Below are 13,664 nucleotides of genomic sequence, written 5' to 3'. Positions count from 1 at the left end.
GCAGAATCCAACTCAGACCCCACCTCATCGACGGCTGCCTCACCGCCACCGGCCTGGCTATCAACCCACCGACCCCACCCTGAAATCCTCAGTAGCTGGCCCGCGGCCGCGTATGACTCGAAGCCGGGCCTACGGATTGCGGCTACTCGTGCAGGGACGGGGCAGGGTAATGGCGTTGATCGGGCTTGGTTTCACAGCCGTACATTTCGTGCTCCTCGTCCGTGCCTGACCTCCGATCAGACCGACGGCCGCTCCAGCGCAGGGGTGCACCAGCCCGTGCTGACGCAGCTTCCCCGAGAGCAGCCCCGATCACCGTGATCACACCCTGCTCTCGCAGTCTGCAGGCGAGCTCGGCTGCTATGGACGGCTTGTCCGCCTCAACGGCGGTCCGCGGAATCCGAGAGCGTGAGAAGGTACCGCATCACCGCGGTGGCGGACACCACCCCGAGCATCCTGGCCTCGTTGTCGTCGACCTGTTCCACAACGGGCACGAGCGTGATCCGCCTGCGAGCCATCACGGCGGCGATCTGGGCGGCGGTTGCGTCAGGTCCCACACACCGCGGGCCGAAGCCGCGACGCGGCAGCCAGTTCCCGACTGTCTGTTCCTCGAGCGTGGCGACCAGCCGTTCTGACGGCTCGTCCCGAAGGACGGCCGTGCGCAGCGGGTCGTCCAGAGCCGGTTCGGGCACGAGCTGCCGCACGAGCTGGGAGACAGGAACCACGGCGTACGCCATCCCGTGCCCATCGACTACAAGCAGCGCCGGGAGACTGTGCCCGGTCAGCAGCCGAATTGCGGCGTTCGCGCCTTCGTCCGTTGTGACGGGGACGGGTATGGGGTGGCCAGGTCACGCGCGGACACGAGGGGCCTCCTGGCTGGCGGCGGGCGCTCCGGTCGGCGCGCCGCCGGGGATTCCCGCGATGTCCTCGACGTGGAAGAGCCGGGCCACGGGTACGTCGGTGCTGCTGTGCGCGATGATCGAGAAGGCGATGCACACTGCGATGAGTGTGTACGCCTGTTCGCCCTGGGGGATGCCCGCCTGGAGGACGAGCAGCCCGTACACGACCGAGGCGAAGCCCTTGGGGCCGAACCAGGCAGCGACCAGCTTCTCCCGGCGCTCCAGCCGCGTACCGAGCAGTGACAGGAGGAGCGAGGCCGGCCGGATCAGGAAGATCGCCAACAGTACGGCCACGTATCCGCCCACGGACAGGTCGCCGAACAACTGCGGGGTCAGCAGGGCGCCGAAGACCAACAGAGCCGCGAACTTTGCCAGTTCTGCCAGCGATTCACCCAAGGCTTCGAAGGCGACCTTGGGCTCCGGCGAGACGGTGGCGAGAACCGCGCCGGCGGAGAAGGCCGCGAGGTAGGGGTTGGCGTGAGTGAGGTGGCAGAGCCCGTAGAGCATGATGCCGGTGGCGAGCGGCAGCAGCGGTTGCAGCTTCGGCTCGGCGCCCAGCAACCGGAGCCGGAGAAGGCCGGCCACGAGCAGTGGCAGGAGGACTCCGAACGCGAGACCGAGGCCCAGCTCCAGGCCGATCATGCCGATGGACGCCTCGGAGTGGGCGGCCGTCGGTCCGGCAGCGGCGATGAGGACCAGGACGACGGGCAGAGCCAGTCCGTCGTTGATCCCGCTTTCCACATTCAGCAGTTGTCGGAGCTTGGTCGGAACTTCCTTCCGCCCCACGATGGCCGAGGCGAAGACCGGGTCGGTGGGCGCCAGCACGGCGCCCACCAGGAACGAGGTCGTCCAGTCCATGCCTGCGACGTAGTGGGTCACCAGCGCCATGCCGACCATTGCAAGGGGCATGCCCAGGCCGAGCGCACGGGCCGGGTTCTTCCAATTCTCCCGGAGTTTGGGGAACGAGACGTGCATGCCGTCGGTGAACAGCACGGCGAACAGTGCCAAGTCGGCCGTGACGGCGACTATTTCACTGTCGGCGGTGATGTGCACCAGGCCGAGGAACCCGTCACTGACCAGCGCTCCGCCCAACAGGAAGAGGAGCGAAGTGGAAAGTACGGTTCGGGCGGCGAGCCCTGACAGCAGCACCGCCACCAGCAGTGCCACGCCGAATACGGCAACAAGAACCATGGCAGAATCCTCCTGGTCTTTGAAGAAAGTTGTCCCCTGATCGCCGACCAGACTTCCCGGCACGCCGTGCGCTAATTTATACGACTCTTACGAGGTCTTGGCGAGATCCTTACGGCAGTTCAGGACCGAAATTGTTGCCGGACTCCGGCAGGCTGACGAGGGGATGGCGCTGCCTATCGTGGACAGCCTCATCGGAGAGGTATCTATGAACCGAGGCTCTGCGTGCCTTGACTTCTCCGTGGCGAGGCGTCTCCTGTGCCCCCTGGCCGGCGCCGAGCCCACCGGGCGCACTGCGATGGTAAAAGTTCGGCGGCCCGGCCGCACGCCTCCGGGGCTTCGAACCTGGCAGGTGGTCGATGACCGCGAGGACCCGTACCCGTCTGCGAGCCTGGTTGGGCAGAAATGCCGCCGAATTCCGCATGGGGGTACTGCTCGTGGCCGTGGGCGCCCCCGTGTCCATCTCGGGCGCTTTCTCTACGTCCTGCCCGGACCCGCCTTTCCCGTGCTCCTGATCGGGCTGGCCTGCCTGGTCACGGGGCTCGTCATGGTGGGAGCGAACGCCTCGCGGCGCAGCCGCCGCTGATCTTGTGTGAGAGGTGGTCCTATGCGATCCAGCGCGGTGGCACCTCCTCCAGGCGCACGAACGGGATCTCGGCCCCAGCGCGGCGGAAGGCTTCATCGGTGCCATCCACGTCGAAGGCCAGGTATCGGCACAGGGCAAGGGCGGCACGTGGGTGCCGCGCCGCGTACTCCGCCATGATCGAGGCCCCGTCATCAGGGGACAGGAAGTGGGCGTTGACCGGATAGAACGTCCGGCCGACCTGGATGGTCACCTTCGGGATGTGCCGGAGGTTCCGGTACCACTGTGCACGCACACCGAAGCCCGATGCGACCGTCCACGTGCCGCGCCCAGGATCGTGGGCCACGACTTCCAGGCACACCTCACGTGTTGCCCCGGACACCAGCCCAGTGTGCTGGAGCACGAGCAGCCGTTTGCCGAAGACGGGCCCCAGTCCGATGCGGAAGAGGAGGAGCGGGAGCCGGGCGATGCGCCGCTTCCACCCGGTGGGCGGTGCCGGTCGGTTCCGGAGCCGGGAGGGCCTGCTCATCCGACGAAACCTTCTCGGGTGCGCGGGGGGAGTGGGACGCTCGCAGCGGGTAGGTAACAGTTCAATGGGGAAGTGCTTTGGACGCAGAAATTTTGCATAGGCTAAACCTGGCAGGTGGCGGGGGGATCCTTCAACCTCTCACCGAGGTGTCGGTCAACGGTGTTCCCCTTCGTCGCCCAGTTCGTACAAGGCACCGGAGCGCGTCATGGATCCCGACCAGTCATTCTCAGCAACCGCCGGAACCACCCTGCGGGTGCTGCCGTACGGCGTGATGGGTGTCGTCGCGGTGGCCGACGTGACGGCAGGTCCCGGCGTCGGCCTTCTTCCCCTGGTCTCGCTGGGGCCCGCCTTCGCAGGCTTGGCCGGGGGGTGGCGCCGGACCGCGGCGGTCGGGGTCCTCGCTCTCGGCCTGTGTCTCGGGCTCGGGCTGTACGACGGTCTCTTCGACAGCCGGCGCGGCTACACGGCGATGGCGGCGGTCGGGGGAGTGACCGTCGCCGGAGTGGCCGCAGCGGTGATGCGCAGCCGTAGGGAGGACGAGCTCGCGAGCGTCCGTTCGATCGCGGAAGTCGCCCAACGCGTCCTGCTCCGGCCCGTGCCCCGGCTGGCCGGACATGTGCGCGCGGCGGTGTCGTACACCTCCGCCGTCGCGGAGGCGCGGATCGGCGGGGACCTCTACGAGGTGGTGCAGGTGGCCGGCGGTGTGCGGGTGATCATAGGCGATGTACAGGGCAAGGGGTTGGAGGCGGTGGAGACGGCTGCGACTGTGCTCGGGGCATTCCGGGAGGCCGCGTACAACGAGCCGGACCTGTCCGCTGTCGGTGACCGTGTGGAGTGCGCCGTCCGCCGTACCGTCGATATGGAGGGTGACGGTGAGAAGTTCGTGACCGCCTTGCTGGCCGAGATCACGGAAGACAGGGGGACGGTGTTCGTGAACTATGGCCACACGCCGGCCCTGGTGGTCCGCAGCGACCGGGAGACCTTTTTTGCCGATCCACCTGAGCACGCCTTGCCTCTGGGGCTCACCGATGACGGTGAACGGCCGACGCCGTACCAGGTCGATTTCGGTCCCGGAGATCAGCTCCTGCTCTACACCGACGGAGTCACCGAGGCTCGTGGGCCGAGCGGAGCCTTCTACCCGCTGCAGGAGCGCACGGCACTCCTGGCGGACCGTGACCCGCAGGAAGCGCTGGATGCCCTGCGCGCAGACGTCGTGTCCCATGCCGGGGGGCCCCTGCACGACGACGCCGCCATGCTGCTCCTGCGCTGCCGGTAGCGGGGCGCTCGTCGGCGTGGTGCGGCCGAGCGGTAGAAAGAGATATGACCGATCACCCGCGGCCCGCTGCCGCCAGTAGTGACGAACCCGATTTCGACGACGTCACCCGCGCTGTACTGACCGCGTCCAGGTTGCTCGTCGCGGTGTCGGCGCGGTCGCTGGCGGCCATGGAGGACAACGTCACGGTTCCCCAGTTCCGCATGCTCGTCGTCCTCGCCACCCGGGGGGCGACGAAGCTCGTCGTCCTCGCGGACCAGCTCGGTGTGAGCCCGTCCACAGCCATGAGGATGGTCGACCGGTTGATCACCGCCGGCCTGGCCGATCGCCGGCACAACCCCGACAATCGCAGGGAGACGATACTGACCGTCACGGACAGCGGGTGGCGGCTCGTCGAGGACGTGACCGCCCGCCGCCGGGCCGAGATCGCGGTGATCGTCGAGCGGATGGAGCCCGCCCAGCGCTTGGCTCTGGTCACCGCCCTGACCGCGTTCAGCGAAGCCGGGGGTGAGCCGCCGGTGACCCATCCGGATGTCCTGCCGCACCCCCTCGGCTGGACCGACCCCCCTCGCTGACCGGGAGAGTGAGCGCACGTGGCTCCGTCCCCGACCAGGCCGTGCCCCTCAATAGGCGGGTATCCCTCCACCTGATGGAGCGGACGCCAGTCACCCATCGCTGACCGCTGCCTCGGCCAGACCGACCTTGCGCGGTGGTGGCGGGTGGATGAAGCCGACGTGCGTACTCCATTGCGCTGTCATCAGCCGCGTCGTCCGCCTGGCGAGCCCGGGTACGGCCAGCACGGCTGTGGCGATGCGCCGCGAATGCGGGGGGGGGGCTTTGCAGCCGGCACCTGCACGTGGAGCAGCACGAGATGCATCTTGCCGCGGGGCTCGGCAGGAGCACTGCACGCCTACCCGCCAGGCGGGTCGTCCGTCCCGCATGCGCCAAGGCGGAGCGCAGTCGTTGAAGCGGGGGCTGGGGCAGCGAGGTGCTCGCTGTGGACCGAGACCACGAGGAACGGGTGCTGGCCGAATTCGAGAGCCACCTGCGCGAGGAGGCTCCCGGTCTGGCCGTGCGCCTCGACCGCTTCTCCACGGGGTCCGACCCCGACGAGCGATGGCCGTGCCGTCGGAGGGCCGCCATGGTCCTCGTCTGTCATTTGATCGCGGTGTTCGCTGCCCTCATCCTTGGTTCCAGAGGGGGGCCTCAGCCGGCAGACGGGCGAGTCGAGGGTGCGCTGGCCCCCGTGGCCGCAGTCATGGCCGAGCGGAGCGCCCCAGCACATTCGGAAGGTGAAGGAACGCGATCACTTGCGGTTGGATAGTGCGCTGACCGCGAGCGCGATGAGGGCTGCTGCGACCAAGGCCCGGACCAGGCCCTCTCCAGCCGCCTGCTGCCAGCCTATGAGGCCCAGCAGGACGGCTGTGACAGCCGCTGCCGTCAGGGCGTAGCGGTCCGTGAGGAACCTCCGCTGCCGGCGTCCGTGCCCCGGTGCTTTGCAGTCGGCGATCGCCGTCCTGATCGCGAGCGCGGCCACGATGATGGCGGCAGCCAGGAGCGCGACGGTTGTGGAGCTGCCCAACAGGGATCCCGTGTTCGTCAGGTGCGGTCGGAAGGTGAGCTCCTGATTCTCGCCGGTAGACGTCGGGGCTGCCAGCGGTCGGTGACGCGGGGGAGCGGCCATGGCGGGAACAGGCTCCGGGGCGTCGGCGACAACGGGCACACAGCCCACGCTCAGTGCACCGCCCGGAGAAATGCCTGGGTACGTTCGTGTTGCGGCGCCTCGAACAGCTGCTCCGGGGGGCCGGACTCCAGGACCCTGCCGTGGTCGAACATCACCACCCGGTCCGAGATGTCCCGGGCGAAGCCCATCTCGTGGGTCACGCACAGCAGGGTGACGTCGGTCGAGGCGGCGACGTCGCGCAGGACGTCCAGCACCCCTGCCACCAGCTCCGGGTCGAGTGCGGAGGTCACCTCGTCGAGCAGCAGGACCGTCCGGCCGCATCGCCAGGGCACGGGCAATGGCCACCCGCTGCTGCTGCCCTCTGGACAACCGCGTCGGGTGGGCGTCGTGCTTGTCGTCCAGGCCCACCAGGTCGAGTAGCTCCCGGCCGCGCTCGGCCGCCTCCTCCCGGCTCAGGCCCAGGACGTGCACCGGGGCCTCGATCACGTTCTCCAGCACCTTCATGTGCGGAAAGAGGTTGAACTGCTGGAAGACCATACCGATTCGCCGCCGGGGCGCGGACAGGTACTTCTCGTCCGCCGGGGCCAAGGAGCCGGCCCGGCCGGCAGGCATGTGGGAGTAGGGCTGCCCGTCTACGTGGATGACACCGTCCGTGACCCGTTCCAAGGTCATCAGCAACCGCAGGACCGTGGTCTTGCCCGAGCCGCTCGGCCCGACCAGGGTCACGCGCTCGCTCCGGCCCACGCTCAGGTCGAGCCCGTCGAGCACGGTGTGGTCGCCGAAGCGCTTCACGACCTTGTCAAAGCGGACCATCTCCGGGCGATCGGCCCCGGTTTCAGCGGGCAAGGCGGTTCTCCAGACGTCGCATCAGTACGGATGTGGGGTAGCTCGCCAGCAGGAACACGAGCCCGGCGAGGGTGAACGCCTCCAGGTAGGCGAAGTGGACGCTGCCGAACTCGTTCGCCCGGTGGACCATCTCCTGGACCGCGATCACCGAGAGGAACGGCGTCTCCTTGAACATCGAGATCACGTAGTTGCCGAGAGCCGGAACCACGTTGCGGACCGCCTGGGGCAGCACCACTGCCCGCCACACCCGGTGCCTGGGCAGCGACAGGGCGACCGCGGCTTCCCACTGGCCCTTCGGTACCGCGTCGATCCCCGCCCGGTACACCTCGCTGGTGTACGTCGCGTAGTGCACGCCCAAGACCACGATGCCCAGCGTCAGCGCGTTCAGCCCGGGGACGAGCACCCAAGCGGCGAAGAGCTGGATCATCACGGGGGTGGAGCGGATGAAGTCGGCAGCCAAGCGCAGGGGCAGGGTGATCCAGCGGGTCGAGGTGTGCTGGATCACGGCGAGCACCAAGCCGAGCGATATCGCCACGGCCGAGCCCAGCACGGTGGCGTACAGGGTGGTTCTGAACCCGCTCAGGACCACGGGCAGCCCCTCGCGGGCCGTCTCCCAGGACCACATCAGGCGCCCCCGGTTCCCTGTCCCAGGCGGGACTTCGCAGCCGACTCCACTGCCTTCATGAGGGCGTTCAGGACGGCGGCGAGGGCGTAGTAGATGACGAGGATGGCGAGGTAGGCCTGGGCCGTGTTCCCGGTGAGTGACCGCAGCTGGTCCATCTCGAAGGTGAGGTCGGCGATGGTGATCAGGGACAGGAGGGGCGTGGCCTTCAGCAACTGGATGAGGAGGTTGCCGAACGGCGGGATCATCTGGACCCAGGCTTGCGGCAGGATCACCCGCCGCATGCGCTGCCACGGGCTCATTCCCAGAGCGACAGCCGCCTCCCACTGGGCGCGGGGGACCGCGTTCAGGGCGCCGCGCACGACTTCGGAGCCGTATGCGCCGAAGTTGAGACCGAAGGCCACGACGGCGCAGGCCATTGGCTCCAGCCGGAAGCCGAGCACCGGAAGGGCGAAGAATAGCCAGAAGAGCTGCACGTAGAGCGACGTGCCCCGGAAGAACTCGACGGTGATCCGGGTGGACCCGCGGACGAGCAGGCGTGGTGAGCGCGCCAGGAAGCCGAAGAAGAAGGCCACCACGAGCGCCACCGCGGCGCTGAGCACGGTCGCCTGGACCGTGACCCGTACGCCGTCGGCGATGCTGGGGAGCGAGCGCGTGAACTCGGTGACGAAGGCAGCCATCGGGGTTCACCATCAGACCTTGCACAGATCGGCAGTACGCAGTGTGGCGGGCGGAATCTCCCGCGCCGTGAACCCGTACGCGCCGATGAGAGCGACGTACCGGTCCGGATCACCGGTGATCTTGGCGAGCTCCGAGTTGAACGCGTCCCGGAGCCCCGTGGCCCGGGGGCGGAAGACCGCTCCGCCGGGGCTGTACTGCTTGCGACCGTCCACCTCCGGAACGAAGGGTTCGAGCACCTCCACCGCCGCCCCGGCATTGGTCCTGGCCAGCCAGCGCAGGGAGATACCTGTCAGGGCGAACGCATCGATGCGCCCCGCCACCAGCGCGTCCAGCCCGTCCTGCTGCTTCGCCAGGGACTTGATGGCGGACTCCGCGACCCCAGCCCCCTGCGCGTACGCCGCTTCGACCGCGGCGGTCAGCACCCCGACCGTCACGCCGGCTCCGGCGCAGGACTTCAGGTCGCTCAGCCCTCGGGGGTTGCCCTTGGGCACCATCAGGGCGGTGGGCGAGACGAACTCGGGCTCCGAGAAGATCACTTTCGCGCAGCGTTCGGTGGTGATGGCCATGCCCGCGCTGACGACGTCGAACCGGTCGGCGAGCAAGGCGGGGATCAGTGCGCCGAAGTCGGTCAGGGTGGGGCGCATCTCGGCCACACCCATCGCTGAGAAGATCTCGCGGTGCAGCGTCGGTGCCTCCCCGGCGAGCTCGTTGCCGTCCTTGAAGCCGTACGGTGCCTCGCCCGCGAATCCCACCCGTACGAATCCCTGTTCGCGGAGCTTCGTCAGCAGGTCGTCCTCGTCCCGGGGAGCGCCCGTGCCCGCCTCGGTGCGTGAACATGCCGTGACCAGCCCCGGCGCCAGGGCCAGGCCGCCCAGCAGTCCGGTACGGGAGAGGAACCCTCGTCGGGAGAGGGCGCGGGGGGAGGGCATGTCGTTCCTTCCGGCAGTGAACACGGGCGGTGTGTATGGTCAACGGCGCGGGACGGGCACGGGCGAGGCGGCCACGGGCGTCAGCGCAACGGCGTGAAGTCCTGGGACGCGATGAAGGACGGGCGGCGGACGGGCGCGGCGAACGGCGCCTCCGGCCGGTTGTGCACGCTGTTGAAAACGAGGAACACGTTGCTGCGCGGGTACGGCGTGATGTTGTCCCCCGAGCCGTGCATCGCGTTGCAGTCGAACCAGGTCGCGGAGCCGGCCTTGCCGGTGAAGAGCTTGATTCCGCACGCCGAGGCGAACTTGGTCAGAGCGTCGTCGGAGGGCGTCCCGGCATCCTGCATCTGGAGCGACTTCTTGTAGTTGTCTTTCGGAGTCGCTCCGGCGCAGCCCAGGAAGGTCCGGTGCGACCCCGGCATGATCATCAGGCCGCCGTTGGTCACATAGTTGGGCGTCAGCGCGATCGACACGGAGACGGTGCGCATCTGCGGCAGGCCGTCCTCGGCGTGCCAGGTCTCGAAGTCGGAGTGCCAGTAGAAACCACTCGCACCGAACCCGGGCTTGACGTTGATGCGGGACTGGTGGACGTACACGTCGGAACCCAGGATCTGCCGGGCCCGGCCCACCACGCGCGGGTCGGCGGCCAGTCGGGCGAACACCTCGCTGATCCGGTGGACCTCGAAGACGGACCGGACCTCCTGGGACTTGGGCTCGACGATCGAGCGTTCGTCCTCACGCGTCCGGGGGTCGGCGATGAGCCGGTCCATCTCGGCCTTGTAGCCGGCGACCTCCTCCGGAGTGATCAGCTGGTCCACCGGGAGGAATCCGTCGCGCTCGTAGCTTTCCAGTTCGTGTGCCCAGAAGGGGCCCGCGGTGCCCGGCTCCGACCAGACGACGGGATCCTTACGGCCGATGAGCACCTCTTCGGCGCCCCTGGTGGGGTACAGGTCTGTGGTGAGGGTGGGGAACGTGGCCATGGTGGTGTCTGCCTCCTCTCTCTTGGGCCGGTCAGCCCTGGTCCGGCTCGGTGAGCAGCGGGTACGTGCCGTTCTGGTCGTGGTCTTCGCGGCCGGTGACCGGGGGGTTGAAGACGCACAGGCAGCGGAAGTCGTTCTTGACGCGCAAGGTGTGCCGCTCGTGTCCGTCGAGCAGGTACATGGTTCCGGGCGTGATGGTGTACACCTCACCCGTCTCCTCGTCGGTGAGCTCGGCCTCGCCCTCGGTGCAGACGACGGCCTCGACGTGGTTCGCGTACCACATCGACGTCTCGGTGCCGGCGTGGAGCACGGTCTCGTGGAGGGAGAACCCGACGCGTTCGCGGGCGAGGATGATGCGCTTGCTCTCCCAGGTTCCCGACGCCGCCTTGACATGGCGTTCGGTTCCCTCGATGTCCCTGAACGAGCGGACGATCATGGTGTGGTGCCTCTCTTGGGTGTGGGGGCGTTCAGGCGGTCTCGTGGACGGAGCGGGCCAGGAGGTCGAGTCCCTCGTCCAATTCGTCAGCCGTGAGGGTGAGGGGCGGGAGCAGCTTGACCACTTCCCCCTCGGGGCCGGAGGTTTCGACGAGCAGGCCGTGTTCGAAGGCCTTGCGGCAGACGGCCTCGGCGCGCTGCTTGTCGGTGAATTCGATGCCCCACACCAGTCCGCGGCCCCGGTAGCCGGCTCCGCTGCGCTCGTGGTCGGCGCAGAGGCGGCGCAGGGCGCTCTCGACGCGTCCGCCGTGCACCAGCGTCTGCTGGCGCAGGGCGCCGTCGCCCCAGTACGCCTGCAGGGCGGCCGTCGCGGTCACGAAGGCGGGGTTGTTCCCGCGGAAGGTCCCGTTGTGCTCACCGGGCTCCCACACGTCCAGTTCCGGCTTGAACAGGCAGAGGGCCATGGGCAGCCCGTACCCGCTGATGGACTTGGACACGGTCACGATGTCCGGGACGATGCCCGCCTCCTCGAAGGAGAAGAAGTCCCCCGTCCGGCCACAGCCCATCTGCACGTCGTCGACGATGAGCAGCATGTCGCGCCGGCGGCACAGGTTCGCCAGGCCCCGCAGCCATTCGGCGCGGGCCACGTTGACACCGCCTTCGCCCTGGATCGTCTCGACGATGACGGCGGCGGGGTGGTTCAGCCCCGAGCCCTGGTCCTCCAGCAGCCGTTCGAACCAGAGGAAGTCGGGGACCCGGCCGCCGAGGTAGTTGTCGAACGGCATCGGAGTGGCGTGCACGAGCGGGATGCCGGCTCCGGCCCGTTTGAAGGCGTTGCCGGTCACGGAGAGAGAGCCGAGCGACATGCCGTGGAAGGCGTTGGTGAAGGAGACGACCGCTTCACGCCCCTTGACCTTGCGCGCCAGCTTCAGGGCTGCCTCGACGGCGTTCGTTCCCGTCGGGCCGGGGAACATCACCTTGTAGGGGAGGCCGCGCGGCTGGAGGACGGTCGACTGGAAGGTCTCCAGGAACGCCCGTTTCGCGGTGGTCGACATGTCCAGTGCGTGAGTGATGCCGTCGCGCTCGATGTACTCGAGGAGGGCGGTCTTGAGCACCGGGTTGTTGTGTCCGTAGTTGAGGGATCCGGCGCCGGCGAAGAAGTCGAGGTAGGCGCGGCCCTGCTCGTCGTAGAGCCGGTTGCCGCTGGCCCGCTCGAAGACGACCGGCCAGGCGCGGCAGTAGCTGCGTACCTCTGACTCCACGGTCTCGAAGATGGTCGGGGCCGGGGCGGTGATGGTCAACGTATGCTCCAGTGCAGGTGTGTTGCGTGCAGACGCAGGCGGGACAGAGCCCGGACCGAATGGGGTTCAGAAGGACAGCGGACCGATGCGGTACAGGACCTCTGCTTCGTGGTCTTCGTCAGGGAACTGGTCGCTTCCGAAGAGGACCTCGCGCCGTACCTGCGCGCTGTGCCGCTCGGCGTAGGAAGCGAACAGCCGCTCCGAGGCCGCGTTGTCGGGCGTCACGGACGCCTCCAGGCATCGCAGGCCGTGCTCTTCGGCAACCCGCCGGGAGAGCGCGTCGAGAAGCGCGCCGGCGACACCCAGCCCCCTCAGGGACTCGTCGACGGCGATCTGCCAGATCAGCAGTGTCCGCGGCGCCTCGGGACGCAGGTAGCCGCTCACGAAGCCGACCGGCTGCCCGGATGCGTCCCGGACCACCGCGGACGTGCCGGGGAAGTCGCGGCACCACAGCAGGTAGCTGTACGGCGAGTTGAGGTCGAGGGCCTTGGAGTCGCGGGCGATTCGCCAGAGGGCGGCGCCGTCACTCACGTTCGGGCGATCGAGGCGCAATCCGGTGGGAAGGGCCAGGACGTTGTCTCGGTAGTGGGCCGGTTCTGCACGAGCGGTGGTCATGCGGGCCGAAGTTACCCAGCAAAAAATGAAATTGCATGGGCCCGATGGCTTACCTGAAGCGCCGTCCTGTGGTATCTCATTCCCTTCGAAGAGGGTTGCTGACGTGACCGTTCGGTGAGGCGAGCCAGCGTAAAATAGGACATACCCCCTAATATCTTTTCAAAGTAACGAGATTGCAACACATTTGCTTCATGCTAAGTTTGCGACTTGAACGTTATGGCATTGTCGGCCGCTCGAAGGTTTGAGCAGACAGCACCTGGATATTCGGCGCCCGAATGGTTGCGCGTCCGGCCGGTCCGCGGCGACCCGAGGCCGCTCAGGCCGTACCGTGGCCGACGCGCAGGCGGACCGTGTCAGTGCGGCGATGGCACGGGCCGTCCCTCGTGATGGATTCGGGCTCGCCGCTGCCCCGCCCGGCCCCGTGACCCTGGCCTCGCGGGAAGGTGTACCTGCGGGCCTTGAGGTGAGAACCTGGGGGTCGACCCAATCCTCCGTACAGGAGCAACCATCATGACTCGCCCGTTTCGGACTCGGGTCTCGCCCCTCTTCGCTTTCGGCGCCGTGCTCGCCGCCGCCGGTGTCGTGCTCTACGCGACGCCGGTTCCCGGCGTGCCCGTACTGGCGGCTGGTGCCTTCGTCCTGGCGACCGCGGCAGCACTCTGGGTAGCGGCGAACCAGCGCTGATCGAGATGCGCACTCGCGCTCCCACGAGAGCCTATGGACCACCTCGAATGATCACGCTGCCACCACCGATGCGGTCGCCGATCCGGTGCACTACTGGAACGACGTTCTGCTGGAGGTCGTCCGGCGCGAGGTTGGAGAACCCGGCCCGATGGCCCGCTCGGCCGCCATGCTCAACCTCGCGATGTACGACGCGGAGTCGTCGTACCAGCTGCAAGGGGAAGGGCAAGATCACTTCCGAGCCCTACCTCCACGCCGAGACGTGTGCGGGCTGGCTCGAGGGGCCGGACGAGGAGGAGTGCGTCATCGGCCGCTCCGCCGACCACGGGCCTTGACCCCGGATTTTGAACACGTCTATGCGGCTCGGGCCAGGGTAGTTGATGTTGTTTGGAAGGCGTTCTCGAAGGCGATCGGAGATCGC

15 protein-coding genes and 1 pseudogene are annotated in these 13,664 nt (G+C 68.1%); 4 read left to right on the top strand and 12 right to left on the bottom strand.

Annotated elements, in window-relative coordinates; all coding sequences use genetic code 11:
- Positions 1-377 precede the first annotated feature (377 nt).
- From ACZ6S8_RS39195 to ACZ6S8_RS39185, 3 genes are all read right to left on the bottom strand, one after another.
- Positions 378-734 (bottom strand): CBS domain-containing protein, encoded by a 357-nt coding sequence (locus ACZ6S8_RS39195; RefSeq protein WP_469463148.1) that lies wholly within the window; start codon positions 732-734, stop codon positions 378-380.
- Positions 735-845: 111 nt separating this feature from the next.
- Positions 846-2,087: a cation:proton antiporter gene (locus tag ACZ6S8_RS39190; RefSeq protein WP_469463146.1), complete on the bottom strand. Its 1,242-nt coding sequence runs from the start codon at positions 2,085-2,087 to the stop codon at positions 846-848.
- Between the two features lie 602 nt (positions 2,088-2,689).
- The gene (locus ACZ6S8_RS39185; protein ID WP_469463144.1) at positions 2,690-3,196 is read right to left on the bottom strand and encodes a nitroreductase family deazaflavin-dependent oxidoreductase; all 507 of its coding nucleotides are present in this window, start codon (positions 3,194-3,196) and stop codon (positions 2,690-2,692) included.
- 205 nt (positions 3,197-3,401) lie between these two features.
- On the opposite strand from ACZ6S8_RS39185, the gene ACZ6S8_RS39180 reads away from it, so the two are divergent.
- The 3 genes from ACZ6S8_RS39180 (at position 3,402) to ACZ6S8_RS39170 (ending at position 5,793) form a co-directional block, all read left to right on the top strand.
- The gene (locus ACZ6S8_RS39180) at positions 3,402-4,472 is read left to right on the top strand and encodes a PP2C family protein-serine/threonine phosphatase (protein WP_267839101.1); all 1,071 of its coding nucleotides are present in this window, start codon (positions 3,402-3,404) and stop codon (positions 4,470-4,472) included.
- A gap of 44 nt (positions 4,473-4,516) precedes the next feature.
- The gene (locus tag ACZ6S8_RS39175; RefSeq protein WP_469463143.1) at positions 4,517-5,044 is read left to right on the top strand and encodes a MarR family winged helix-turn-helix transcriptional regulator; all 528 of its coding nucleotides are present in this window, start codon (positions 4,517-4,519) and stop codon (positions 5,042-5,044) included.
- A 413-nt stretch (positions 5,045-5,457) separates the two neighbouring features.
- A complete protein-coding gene (locus tag ACZ6S8_RS39170) occupies positions 5,458-5,793 on the top strand; it encodes a DUF3040 domain-containing protein (protein WP_469463141.1) in 336 nt (111 codons plus the stop codon).
- On the opposite strand, the gene ACZ6S8_RS39165 is transcribed toward ACZ6S8_RS39170, so the two are convergent.
- From ACZ6S8_RS39165 to ectA, 9 genes and pseudogenes are all read right to left on the bottom strand, one after another.
- Positions 5,776-6,051: a hypothetical protein gene (locus tag ACZ6S8_RS39165; RefSeq protein ID WP_267839104.1), complete on the bottom strand. Its 276-nt coding sequence runs from the start codon at positions 6,049-6,051 to the stop codon at positions 5,776-5,778. The two genes, ACZ6S8_RS39170 and ACZ6S8_RS39165, sit on opposite strands and share 18 nt — an antisense overlap.
- 152 nt (positions 6,052-6,203) lie before the next feature.
- Positions 6,204-6,966: pseudogene (gene ehuA, locus ACZ6S8_RS39160) on the bottom strand (ectoine/hydroxyectoine ABC transporter ATP-binding protein EhuA).
- A gap of 22 nt (positions 6,967-6,988) precedes the next feature.
- Complete coding sequence (gene ehuD, locus ACZ6S8_RS39155; protein WP_267839105.1) at positions 6,989-7,624, bottom strand: ectoine/hydroxyectoine ABC transporter permease subunit EhuD; 636 nt, start codon at positions 7,622-7,624, stop codon at positions 6,989-6,991.
- On the bottom strand, positions 7,624-8,301 hold the full coding sequence (gene ehuC / locus ACZ6S8_RS39150; protein WP_469463138.1) for an ectoine/hydroxyectoine ABC transporter permease subunit EhuC: 678 nt from the start codon (positions 8,299-8,301) through the stop codon (positions 7,624-7,626). Before ehuC ends, ehuD begins: the two co-directional genes overlap by 1 nt.
- Before the next feature lie 12 nt (positions 8,302-8,313).
- Positions 8,314-9,231 carry an ectoine/hydroxyectoine ABC transporter substrate-binding protein EhuB gene (gene ehuB, locus ACZ6S8_RS39145; RefSeq protein WP_469463137.1) on the bottom strand — a complete coding sequence of 306 codons (918 nt, stop codon included), beginning with the start codon at positions 9,229-9,231 and terminating at the stop codon, positions 8,314-8,316.
- Between the two features lie 80 nt (positions 9,232-9,311).
- A complete protein-coding gene (thpD, locus tag ACZ6S8_RS39140; RefSeq protein ID WP_267839108.1) occupies positions 9,312-10,211 on the bottom strand; it encodes an ectoine hydroxylase in 900 nt (299 codons plus the stop codon).
- Between the two features lie 31 nt (positions 10,212-10,242).
- On the bottom strand, positions 10,243-10,647 hold the full coding sequence (locus ACZ6S8_RS39135) for an ectoine synthase (protein ID WP_469463135.1): 405 nt from the start codon (positions 10,645-10,647) through the stop codon (positions 10,243-10,245).
- A gap of 31 nt (positions 10,648-10,678) precedes the next feature.
- A complete protein-coding gene (gene ectB / locus ACZ6S8_RS39130) occupies positions 10,679-11,947 on the bottom strand; it encodes a diaminobutyrate--2-oxoglutarate transaminase (protein ID WP_469463134.1) in 1,269 nt (422 codons plus the stop codon).
- A 66-nt stretch (positions 11,948-12,013) separates the two neighbouring features.
- Entirely contained in the window at positions 12,014-12,562 is a 549-nt protein-coding gene (ectA, locus tag ACZ6S8_RS39125) for a diaminobutyrate acetyltransferase (RefSeq protein WP_469463132.1), read from the bottom strand.
- Between the two features lie 510 nt (positions 12,563-13,072).
- Between ectA and ACZ6S8_RS39120 the strand changes: the two genes are divergently transcribed.
- Positions 13,073-13,246, top strand: a complete 174-nt coding sequence (locus tag ACZ6S8_RS39120) for a hypothetical protein (RefSeq protein ID WP_158711813.1) — start codon at positions 13,073-13,075, stop codon at positions 13,244-13,246.
- Positions 13,247-13,664: the final 418 nt, after the last annotated feature.

Source organism: Streptomyces sp. NPDC048461 (assembly GCF_055587105.1).
Note: the sequence above shows the minus strand (reverse complement) of the source record. Positions and strands in the feature narration are given on the sequence as shown.

Excerpts from the sequence above, each read along its gene's own strand:
- ACZ6S8_RS39195 (WP_469463148.1), bottom strand. The coding sequence starts at position 734 with ATGGCGTACGCCGTGGTTCCTGTCTCCCAGCTCGTGCGGCAGCTCGTG.
- ACZ6S8_RS39190 (WP_469463146.1), bottom strand. The coding sequence starts at position 2,087 with ATGGTTCTTGTTGCCGTATTCGGCGTGGCACTGCTGGTGGCGGTGCTG.
- ACZ6S8_RS39185 (WP_469463144.1), bottom strand. The coding sequence starts at position 3,196 with ATGAGCAGGCCCTCCCGGCTCCGGAACCGACCGGCACCGCCCACCGGG.
- ACZ6S8_RS39180 (WP_267839101.1), top strand. The coding sequence starts at position 3,402 with ATGGATCCCGACCAGTCATTCTCAGCAACCGCCGGAACCACCCTGCGG.
- ACZ6S8_RS39175 (WP_469463143.1), top strand. The coding sequence starts at position 4,517 with ATGACCGATCACCCGCGGCCCGCTGCCGCCAGTAGTGACGAACCCGAT.
- ehuD (WP_267839105.1), bottom strand. The coding sequence starts at position 7,624 with ATGTGGTCCTGGGAGACGGCCCGCGAGGGGCTGCCCGTGGTCCTGAGC.
- ehuC (WP_469463138.1), bottom strand. The coding sequence starts at position 8,301 with ATGGCTGCCTTCGTCACCGAGTTCACGCGCTCGCTCCCCAGCATCGCC.
- ehuB (WP_469463137.1), bottom strand. The coding sequence starts at position 9,231 with ATGCCCTCCCCCCGCGCCCTCTCCCGACGAGGGTTCCTCTCCCGTACC.
- thpD (WP_267839108.1), bottom strand. The coding sequence starts at position 10,211 with ATGGCCACGTTCCCCACCCTCACCACAGACCTGTACCCCACCAGGGGC.
- ACZ6S8_RS39135 (WP_469463135.1), bottom strand. The coding sequence starts at position 10,647 with ATGATCGTCCGCTCGTTCAGGGACATCGAGGGAACCGAACGCCATGTC.
- ectA (WP_469463132.1), bottom strand. The coding sequence starts at position 12,562 with ATGACCACCGCTCGTGCAGAACCGGCCCACTACCGAGACAACGTCCTG.
- ACZ6S8_RS39120 (WP_158711813.1), top strand. The coding sequence starts at position 13,073 with ATGACTCGCCCGTTTCGGACTCGGGTCTCGCCCCTCTTCGCTTTCGGC.